General features: G+C 75.8%; 5 protein-coding genes. 2 read left to right on the top strand and 3 right to left on the bottom strand.

Features of this window, described 5'->3' with window-relative positions; genetic code table 11:
• On the top strand, nt 1–631 hold a 631-nt coding region (locus tag CCN44_RS21600), incomplete at its 5' end, for an O-antigen ligase family protein (RefSeq protein ID WP_414820512.1).
• Between the two features lie 47 nt (nt 632–678).
• Here the strand turns inward: CCN44_RS21600 and CCN44_RS21595 are convergent.
• Together CCN44_RS21595 and CCN44_RS21590 are read right to left on the bottom strand one after the other, a co-directional pair.
• On the bottom strand, nt 679–1,221 hold the full coding sequence (locus CCN44_RS21595) for a hypothetical protein (protein WP_059247787.1): 543 nt from the start codon (nt 1,219–1,221) through the stop codon (nt 679–681).
• Nucleotides 1,222–1,357: 136 nt separating this feature from the next.
• The gene (locus CCN44_RS21590) at nt 1,358–2,143 is read right to left on the bottom strand and encodes a glutamate racemase (RefSeq protein ID WP_059247788.1); all 786 of its coding nucleotides are present in this window, start codon (nt 2,141–2,143) and stop codon (nt 1,358–1,360) included.
• Nucleotides 2,144–2,182: 39 nt separating this feature from the next.
• Between CCN44_RS21590 and CCN44_RS21585 the strand changes: the two genes are divergently transcribed.
• Nucleotides 2,183–3,376 (top strand): glycosyltransferase, encoded by a 1,194-nt coding sequence (locus CCN44_RS21585; RefSeq protein WP_086698759.1) that lies wholly within the window; start codon nt 2,183–2,185, stop codon nt 3,374–3,376.
• A gap of 7 nt (nt 3,377–3,383) precedes the next feature.
• Here the strand turns inward: CCN44_RS21585 and CCN44_RS21580 are convergent.
• On the bottom strand, nt 3,384–4,020 hold a 637-nt coding region (locus CCN44_RS21580; protein ID WP_414820511.1), incomplete at its 5' end, for a TerD family protein.

The raw sequence follows: 4,020 nt of genomic DNA, 5'->3' as shown, positions 1-4,020 counted from the left end.
GGTGCTGGCCTGCGCCGTCGTGGCGGCCGGGGCCGTGCTGGGGTCGGCGGCCGGGTGCGCGGCCAGCCTGGGCGTCCTGCTGTGCTCGCTCGTCGCGGGCGCGGCGCGCAGCCGGGGCGTGTGGCTGGCGGCGCCGGCCGTCGCGGCGGGGCTGGTGGCGGGGACCGTCTGGGCGGTCGCCGCGGACGCGCTGCCCGGCGGTCTCGCCGGGGCGCTCGGCGGCCGGTTCACCGCGCACCGGACAGGGCTGTGGCGGGACGCGCTGTGGCTGGCGGGCCGGAACGGCGGCCTGGGGGTCGGGCCCGGCCGGTTCGGCGACCCGGGGCCGCAGGCGCCGCGGACCCTGCTGTCCGAGGGCAAGCCGCACTCGGCCCTGCTGCAGCAGGCGGCCGAGCAGGGCCTGGTCGGGGTGTTCCTGCTGGCCGCCGTGTTCTGCTGGGTCCTGTACGCGCTGTGGCGCATCCCCCGCTCCACACCGATCGCCGTCACCGCGGGCGCGGCCCTGACGGCGCTGGCCGCCCTCGCCTCGGTGAGCAACGCGCTGAGCTTCACGACGGTGACGGCGGGCGCGGGCCTCCTGGCCGGCTGGGCCACGGCCCGGCCCTGGGCGGGCGGCGCCCCGGAGCCGTGACGGTGAGTGCCGGGTGCCCGGCGGGCGATCCGGCGGAGCCCTGCGGTTCAGCCGGCCGTGCCGGGCCTGGTCGTGCGCAGGCGGTCCCTGATGGCCCGTACCGCCGACTCCGCGTTGTCCACGGTGATGGTGAACGTGTGGCCGTCCCACAGGCGCAGCACGACGCCCTCGCCGCGGCGTACGACGACCGCGGTGCCCCTTTCGGGGCGCCAGCGGTAGCCCCAGCCGCCCCAGTGCCGGGGGGTGACGAGGGCGGTGAAGTCTGCGCCGGCCACGTGGGAGAGCGGGATGCGGCGGCGCGGCAGCCCGATGTGCCCGCAGCGCACCTCGACGCACTCCTTGTCGAGCCTGAGGTCGACGTGCACGAAGGCGAGCGTGCCGAAGAGGACCAGCAGACCGGCCGCGATGCAGCCCACGACGGACATCGCCAGCGGGGCGACACCGGAGGTCCAGGCCGAGTCGACGGCCAGCTGGATGCCGAGCGCCAGGCAGGCGGCACCGGCCAGCGCCAGCAGCCATTGGACGCGGTTGGTGGCGCGTCCCGTCCAGACGTCCGGGTGCGGAGTGTCGTCGGCGTCGGGGTGCCTCATGGTTATGAGGTTACTCAGGTTCGGCCGCGCGGGTAGGGCGTGCCGCCGGGGCACTGGCCCGGGCGGAGCACGGCGGTCCGCAGGATCCGGGCTCCGGGCGGAGCACGGCGGACCGGACGGGCCGGCTCCGCGCCGGTCAGCGGACGGGGCTGACGGCCTGCAGGAAGCGGCCTTCCGCGTAGGACAGCGCCGTGTCCGGCAGCGTCGCCTCGCGGCCGCTCAGCAGCACCGTGAGGGTGCCGCCGCCACCGGCGGCGGGGGCCGGCTCCGCGCCGATCCGGCGCAGGGCCTGGGCGGCGACCGCTCCGGCGGTGCCGTGCAGGATGAGGGGCGGGCGGCCGGGCTGCTGGACGGCCGCCCGGATGCGCTCGGCGACCAGCTCGTAGTTGGTGCAGCCCAGGACGAGCGTGGTCACGTCGTCGGGGGTGCGGGCCGCGGCCGAGGCGATCGCGGCGTCGATCGCCGCCTCGTCCGCGTGGTGCACGGCGTCCGCGAGGCCGGGGCAGGCCACCTCGGTCACGGCCACGTCCTGGGCGAACCTCTCGATCAGCCCGCGCTGGTAGGCGCTGCCCGTGGTGGCCGGGGTCGCCCAGATCGCGACCGGCCCGCCGCCCGCGGCAGCCGGCTTGATCGCCGGGACGGTACCGATGATCGGCAGGTCGGGCTCGAAGCGGGCCCGCATGGCCGGCAGGGAGTGCACCGACGCCGTGTTGCACGCCACGATCAGGACGTCGGGCTCATGCGCCGCGGCGGCCCCGGCGACGGCGACGGCCCGCTCGGTGATGTCTTCCGGAGTGCGCGGCCCCCAGGGCATTCCGTCCGGGTCCCACGACAGCACGAGATCCGCGTCGGGCCGCAGTCGACGTACCGCGGCAGCGGCGGGCAGCAGGCCGATTCCGGAGTCCATGAGCGCGATCTTCACCCGGCCACGATAGACGATGCGGCCTCGGAGGCCGTTCGGGTGGGGCAGACTGCGGCCGTGAGCGCCTTCCTGTGGATCACCGTCGTGTCCCTGGCCGCCTGGTGCTGGCTGCTGCTCGGCCAGGGCTTCTTCTGGCGCACGGACGTGCGGCTGCCGCGGCGCCGGGAACCGGACGTCTGGCCGTCGGTCTGTGTGGTCGTACCGGCCCGGGACGAGGCCGCCGTGCTGCCGGACAGTCTGCCGTCGCTGCTGACGCAGGACTATCCGGGGCGGGCGGAGGTCTTCCTGGTGGACGACGGGAGCACGGACGGCACCGGGGAGCTGGCCCGGGAGCTGTCCCGGCGGCACGGCGGGCTGCCGCTCACGGTGGGGTCGCCGGGTGAGCCGCCGGCGGGCTGGACGGGCAAGCTGTGGGCGGTGCGGTACGGCATCGGGCTGGCACGCGCGCGTGAGCCCGCGTACCTGCTGCTGACGGACGCGGACATCGCGCACGCGCCGGACAGTCTGCGCGAGCTGGTGGCGGCGGCCGGCACGGGGGGCTTCGACGTCGTGTCGCAGATGGCGCGGCTGCGGGTGGCGAGCCCGTGGGAGCGGCTCGTGGTCCCGGCGTTCGTCTACTTCTTCGCGCAGCTGTACCCCTTCCGCCGGATCGGCCGGCCGGGCTCGCGCACGGCGGCCGCTGCGGGCGGCTGTGTGCTGCTGCGCGCGGACATGGCCGAGAAGGCACGCATCCCGGAGGCCATCCGGCACGCGGTCATCGACGACGTGGCGCTCGCGCGCGCGGTGAAGGGCTCGGGGGGCCGGGTCTGGCTGGGGCTGGCCGACCGGGTGGACAGCGTGCGTCCCTATCCGCGGCTGGGCGACCTGTGGCGGATGGTCTCGCGCAGCGCCTACGCCCAGCTGCGCCACCAGCCGCTGCTGCTCCTCGGCACGGTCGCCGGGCTGGCGCTGGTGTACCTGGTGCCGCCGGCCGCCGTGGTCGTGGGCGCGGCCGGCGGCGGTGCGGCGACCGCGCTCGCCGGGGCGTCGGCGTGGGCGGTCATGGCGGGGACGTACGTGCCGATGCTGCGCTACTACCGGCAGCCGCTGTGGCTCGCCCCGCTGCTGCCGTTCACCGCGTTCCTGTACCTGCTGATGACGGTCGACTCCGCCGTGCAGCACTACCGCGGGCGCGGGGCCGCCTGGAAGGGCCGCACCTACGCGCGCCCGGACGCCGTGCCCGACGAGGGCTGAGCCCGGCTCACTTGCGGCCGGGTGTCCAGTTCATGCCCCAGCCGTAGGCGCGGTCCATGGTCCGCTGCGGGCTCGATCCGCGCTCCGGCACCAGATACCGCGCCTCGCGCTGGACGAGGAGGTCGCCGCCGGTGTTGGTGAGCAGCGCCAGCGCGCACACCGGGGAGGGGACGGTGCACTCGTCCAGCGAGAACTCGATGGGGGCGCCGTGCTGCGGCCGGAGGGTGACGGTGGCGTGCAGGTCGGCGAAGGAACGGGCGCCCTCGTAGATGGTGACGAAGACGAGGATGCGCCGGAAGTCCCGGGTGTGGTCGAGGTTGATGGTGAGGTTCTCGCCGGCCGCCACGGCTCCGGTGCGGTCGTCGCCGTCGAGGTGGATGTACGGCGGCCGGTGCAGCGAGCCGAAGGCGTTGCCGAGGGCCTGGACGACTCCCTTGCGGCCGTCGGCGAGTTCGTACAGGGCGCACAGGTCGAGATCGACGCCGCCCCGGCCGCCGCCCCACCGGCTGCCCCAGCCCGGGAACTGTTTGCGCATCTCCCAGTTGAGGTTCACACGCATGACACCGGAGGTGCCGCCCTGTTTGGCCAGCGAGACGGACGGGGCCGCCTTGGTGAGGGTCACCTTGGACAGGCGGACCGGCTGG

It is taken from the genome of Streptomyces tricolor (assembly GCF_002155905.1).
GTDB classification, from domain to species: domain Bacteria; phylum Actinomycetota; class Actinomycetes; order Streptomycetales; family Streptomycetaceae; genus Streptomyces; species Streptomyces tricolor.
The sequence above is the reverse complement of the archived record's forward strand: the minus strand, read 5'-3'. Positions and strand labels throughout refer to the sequence as shown.

What these genes read in the sequence shown, in the direction of transcription:
- CCN44_RS21595 (WP_059247787.1), bottom strand. Translation starts at nt 1,221, where the DNA reads ATGAGGCACCCCGACGCCGACGACACTCCGCACCCGGACGTCTGGACG.